A 5,240-nucleotide genomic window follows, 5' to 3' on the forward strand; every position below is an offset into this window, starting at 1 on the left:
TCATTACACCACATGGAGGTATTTTTTTCTACACGTGAAAATCGCTCAGGTTAGGTGTAATTTAAATTTGCTTATTGTAATTTAATAGGGCAACTTGACTGTACATATATTTGTCTGAAAACAATTATATATTCTCGCGATCATCGGGAGCAACGAATGCGGTGTGACTGCTGACATTAAATATGGCAAAGCGGTCTTCTTGTAAAACTGGAGAGTATTAAGGAAATAGAAAATGCAATCATTACTATACCGTCAAACACGAAAACCGCAGGCAGGATGGGTGAGTATGGGCGAAAACGTTCGGAAGAGCAAATAAACTGGAATAAAACAGCCAAAATAATATCTGATATTATTAGAATGAAATGAGGTAGTTTTTTTGCGATGTATCTGAATCAATCGAATAAAAAAACCATATTATACACAAAATTATCATTGATTCTTGTGTACATTGTTTTCTGCATTTCATGCAATGGAGGAAGTATGAACGGTATTCCCGATGAACAGGTTAATAATGCTCTTGAAAAAATAGCTGACATGAAAATATTCTTCGGGCATCAATCGGTTGGAAGAAACATACTATCCGGTGTTGATGATTTGGCACGGGGAGCCGAAATTCCTGTAAGAATGGTAACTTTTGAATCCGGTGATAGCCCTGACGATGTGAATATCTTTGATGCACATGTAGGCGAAAACACGGAACCAAGTAGCAAAATACATGATTTTGCAGATATGGTTAGATCCGGTGTTGGAAATTCGGTCGACGTTGCTTTTATGAAGTTTTGCTATGTTGATACAAGGGGAGATGAGGATATCGATTCATTCTTTAACAGGTATATCTCCGAGATGGAAGAGCTAGAAAAGGAATTTCCTCAAACGACTTTCATATATATGACAATGCCGCTCACATCTCCCATGACTGGATTTCAGAATATGATCAAGGGTATACTTGGACGTCTGCATAAGACAGATGACGGGCGTGAAGCCAATATTGTACGGCATAGTTTTAATAACATGCTTCGAAAGGCGAAAAAGCAGACTGGGCGACTATTCGATCTTGCCGCCGCTGAGGCTACAAAGCCCAATGGTTCATTATTTACAGTGAATATAGAAGGTGTGGAATACGAAGCACTGTATCCTGGCTATACTTGGGATGGCGGGCATCTTGATGAGAAAGGGAGAAAGGTGATCGCGAAGAAGTTAATCGTCTTTTTATCGCGATTAGGCTGATTTTAGTGTCGACCATAAATCTATCGGTTATTTCTTTACTCAGTGGAAATAGAAAGGTAAACAAAAAAGATGGCGGAAAACCAACAACCAAAACAGTTCTCAGAGCAGGAAAGAACCTTAATCGAAGGTGTGCTATATTATCTGTCTTATCTGTTTCGGCATAAGTATTTGATTATATCGATTACTTTACTTACAGCATTGGGCAGCGTTGTTTTTGCTATAGTCTCCTTGCGACTTCCCCCGGAGAAGAGCCCGTTACCCAATTTTTATGTTTCTTATGCCGTTCTGATTGCAGGGGAAGGTGGAGGATCAGATATGGGGTCCATGCTGGCCGCGCTTGGAATACAGGCTCCTCGGAACGAAACTAACTATGGGGAACTTGGCGTTCGGGTACTTCGAAGTAATCCTTTCATCGATACAATTGTGGAAGAAAATAGCATAATAGAAAAGTATGGGATTACTGATAAAGTACGGACAAACTCACGAAATATAATTCTTGGAAACAGTACTTTTGTATATGAAAGTCGGACAGGGAGCTTGAGGATTAGCTTTGAAAGTACTGATCCTCAATTTGCCCGAGATGTCGTTAATAGCATGGTTAATAACTTACAGAAATGGTTTCGGCAATGGGAAGGCAGCAGTTCTAGTCAGAATCTATCCGCTATGGAATATAAGCTGGAAGAGGTGAGCCAGGAAATACGACGACTGGAAGAGGAAATCGCCAGATTCCAGACAGAGTATGGAGTCTTTTCGATTGAACAGTTGGCAGAGGCACAGACCCGTATTATAAATGATCTGGAGAATCAACTGATTCAAACGGAGATGGCTATTAAAAACTACACCGGCTTTTCAACGCTGCAGGATCAGGAGCTAATACAGCTTCAGGCTCAGCGAGACAGCTTAAGGGAACTGATTCAACAGATAGAGCAAGGACAGGGGTCCGGGATTCGTAATATGCCCTCGCGTCAGGAGCTTTCTGCACTGGCAATAGAGTACTCTCATCTGCAAATGAACCACCAGATACAAATGCGAATATTTCAAAACCTGAAAGAGCAGTATGAGGTACAAAAATTGACAACTACAAGCGAAAGCTCTCCGTTCAGTATTCTCGAACCCGCGGAAGTTCCGGAGGAGAAATCAAGACCTCGAAGAAGTCAGATATGCATGATGGCTACTGTTATAGGTTTTTTTGGATCTATTGGTTTAGCCCTCTTCATAGATCTTGTTCGCCATGTTAAAAATGACCCGAAAAAAATTAAAATTCTTAAAGGCGAGTATTCGTAAATTTTTTGGTATACTCGAAATTAGTATCATTTCCTGCATTGGTTGTTCAAATTTATTCAAAAGATAATAAAGGTACTTTTTCATGAAAAACTTATTTCTCCTGCTTGCCTTATCATGTTTTAGTTTCGTGCTTTCTTCTCAGGATTTTGGTGTAACCCCATCGAGCCCGGGCTCTGATGGAGTAACCGGAGGTGGGCAGGAAGAGGAACTTGTTGAAGCCCAAACAAACAGACTTCAGCTGGCAATATCGAACGAAGGCTATCCTGTGACCCCTGGTGATATTTACCGTATCACCTTCACGGCGGCAGGGTCATTAATAACCAATCAGATAATCGTTGAGAGTGATTATTCAATCAATCTTGGCATATTTGGGGAGATTGATGTCCAAGATACCAACTTCCCGGAACTTAAAAAACGGGTTGAACGTCTGATTCAGGAAGGATATCCTCGCAGTCTGCCGTCCCTTACAATGATTTCCACCGGTACCTTTGAAGTCCCGATAATTGGAGAGATCCCACAAACCAGATATGTTACTGCCTGGGGACTTTCCCGACTAAACGATGTAGTTTCCGGTTCTCTGGGAGCATATTCTTCCATGAGGAACGTTGCGGTAAACGCCAAAGATGGAACAGAAAGAACATTTGATCTCTGGATGGCACGCTATAAGGGAGATCTTTCACAGAATCCTCTTGTACGCCCGGGCGACAGGATCACGATTTCTCGGGTTGATAAACAGATCAGAATAAACGGAGAAGTCTATCGTCCCGGTATTTATCAACTGCTGGAGAACGAAGACCTGCAGGATATCCAATATTTTTCCGGAGGGTTTACTCCGCTGGCAGATCTTAGAAGGGTAACTGTGGAAAGGTTCTCTGGTGAAGGTCCCGAACTTATTGTATTTGATTACAATAACACAGACAGCGATTTTGAGTTCAAGGATCGGGACATTATTACAATCCCTTCAAAACGCGATCAGGATCTGCAGGTAACAGTTGTTGGGGCTGTATTCAATCCAGGACGATATCAGTATGCACCCCCCGAGAGCTATATGTATTATGTAAATCTTGCTGGCGGCATTGATTTTGAACGAAATTCAGGCAATGAGGTAACTGTTGTAGATCGCTATGGTAACCAGCAGGATCCGACTTACCCCATAAGCCCCGGGGACACCATTACTGTGCTTAATAATAATTTTATTTATAATTTCAACCGGCATTTCCCCGTTGTAACTACTGGCTTAGCTTTTATTTTAACTATTATCTCCATTGTAAACCTTGCAAACCAGTAAAAATCTGCTGCTAAATTATTCAAAAACTGCGGAAAGAAGTTATTTGGCAATGCATGCTGTATATTATCAATTGTTGTGAATATATCAGATTGATTATAAATGTGAGCTGTATTTGGTCATTAAGAACATCTTTTAAGATATACAGCATGCTAATAAACTTTTTTCGAGGCGAATGAACAGTGGTTTTACAACATGCCCGTATGATTTTGTTGTTTTTTGGTACACTGCTTGTTTCCTGTATTGATCCTGGCAGTGAGTCTATTATAAAGACCAATCCTCCTGTAACAACTGAGAAGCTTGTTTTCATCCATCACTCTTGCGGCAACAACTGGCTTAATACAGGGAATGGTAATCTTGGGAATAGTCTTGGATCTAATAATTATTATGTGAGAGCATAGCTGTCCAAAATAAGGACTATTAATGGCCTGAGATCCAAAGTATACTGATTTAAGCTTGGCGGCATAAATCTTTATACAAGAAGGAAATCAGGCCATGGGATATCAAAATAGCATTTTTAAGCAGATTCTTCAAAGCATACCGAGATATGAATTTGAAAAATCAGTAAGAAAGCACAATGGAGATTTTGCTTCCAAAGGATTTACTTGCTGGGAACAATTTGTTTCCATGATATTTGCTCAGTTATCGGGACAAACAGGACTTCGAGGTATAGAAACTACAATGGAATCTATGCGGCAATCTCTTTATCATCTGGGGGTAAAACAAGTTAAGCGCTCAACGTTGTCGTATGCGAATAACAATCGTTCATCAATGATTTATGAAAACGTTTTTTCGGGCCTTCTGGAAAAAATACTGTCAATGGAACGGCGCCATAAGCATAAATTCAAGAATCCGCTTTACAGCATAGATGCTACAACAATCGATCTATGTCTCAGCTTGTTCCCCTGGGCTGATTTCAGAAAACGAAAAGGCGGCATCAAGTTGAATATGAAGCTGGATCACAAAGGATACATTCCAACCTTCATATCAATGACCACAGCAAAGATCCATGAACTGAAGTCGTTAAAGGAAATGCAGTTCAATCCCGGGGACGTAATAACCTTCGATAGAGGCTATACAGATTTCAAATTATTTGCAACTTATTGTAGTAAAGGCATTTATTTCGTTACCAGACAGAAAAAGAATGCTGACTACGCAGTCGTTGAGCGAAAGGATGTTTCTTCATACAAAAATATTTCATCGGATCAGACAATAATAATGGAAGGTTATTACACCAGAAAGAAATGTCCTTTAAAGCTGCGCCGAATTCGGTCGAAAGATCCAGAAACTGGCAAATATATTGTTATTCTCACAAATAATTTTGTTTGGTCTCCGACTACAATATCTGCCATCTATAAAGACCGTTGGCAGATTGAAATATTTTTAAAACCTAACCTGAGCGATTTTCACGTGTAGAAAAAAATACCTCCATGTGGTGTAATGA

General features: G+C 40.2%; 4 protein-coding genes. All 4 read left to right on the forward strand.

The features are described from left to right. Nucleotides 1-480 precede the first annotated feature (480 nt). The 4 genes from B4O97_RS18925 (at nt 481) to B4O97_RS18940 (ending at nt 5,212) form a co-directional block, all read left to right on the forward strand. Nucleotides 481-1,227: a hypothetical protein gene (locus tag B4O97_RS18925; protein ID WP_083053087.1), complete on the forward strand. Its 747-nt coding sequence runs from the start codon at nt 481-483 to the stop codon at nt 1,225-1,227. A gap of 69 nt (nt 1,228-1,296) precedes the next feature. After that, nucleotides 1,297-2,511: a GumC family protein gene (locus tag B4O97_RS18930; protein ID WP_083053088.1), complete on the forward strand. Its 1,215-nt coding sequence runs from the start codon at nt 1,297-1,299 to the stop codon at nt 2,509-2,511. An 82-nt stretch (nt 2,512-2,593) separates the two neighbouring features. Beyond that, nucleotides 2,594-3,799 (forward strand): polysaccharide biosynthesis/export family protein, encoded by a 1,206-nt coding sequence (locus B4O97_RS18935; protein WP_083053089.1) that lies wholly within the window; start codon nt 2,594-2,596, stop codon nt 3,797-3,799. A gap of 492 nt (nt 3,800-4,291) precedes the next feature. After that, nucleotides 4,292-5,212, forward strand: a complete 921-nt coding sequence (locus tag B4O97_RS18940; protein WP_083053090.1) for an IS4 family transposase — start codon at nt 4,292-4,294, stop codon at nt 5,210-5,212. Nucleotides 5,213-5,240: the final 28 nt, after the last annotated feature.

The organism is Marispirochaeta aestuarii (genome assembly GCF_002087085.1).
In the GTDB taxonomy this organism is placed as follows: Bacteria; Spirochaetota; Spirochaetia; order JC444; family Marispirochaetaceae; genus Marispirochaeta; species Marispirochaeta aestuarii.

What these genes read in the sequence shown, in the direction of transcription:
- B4O97_RS18940 (WP_083053090.1), top strand. Translation starts at nt 4,292, where the DNA reads ATGGGATATCAAAATAGCATTTTTAAGCAGATTCTTCAAAGCATACCG.
- B4O97_RS18930 (WP_083053088.1), top strand. Translation starts at nt 1,297, where the DNA reads ATGGCGGAAAACCAACAACCAAAACAGTTCTCAGAGCAGGAAAGAACC.
- B4O97_RS18925 (WP_083053087.1), top strand. Translation starts at nt 481, where the DNA reads ATGAACGGTATTCCCGATGAACAGGTTAATAATGCTCTTGAAAAAATA.
- B4O97_RS18935 (WP_083053089.1), top strand. Translation starts at nt 2,594, where the DNA reads ATGAAAAACTTATTTCTCCTGCTTGCCTTATCATGTTTTAGTTTCGTG.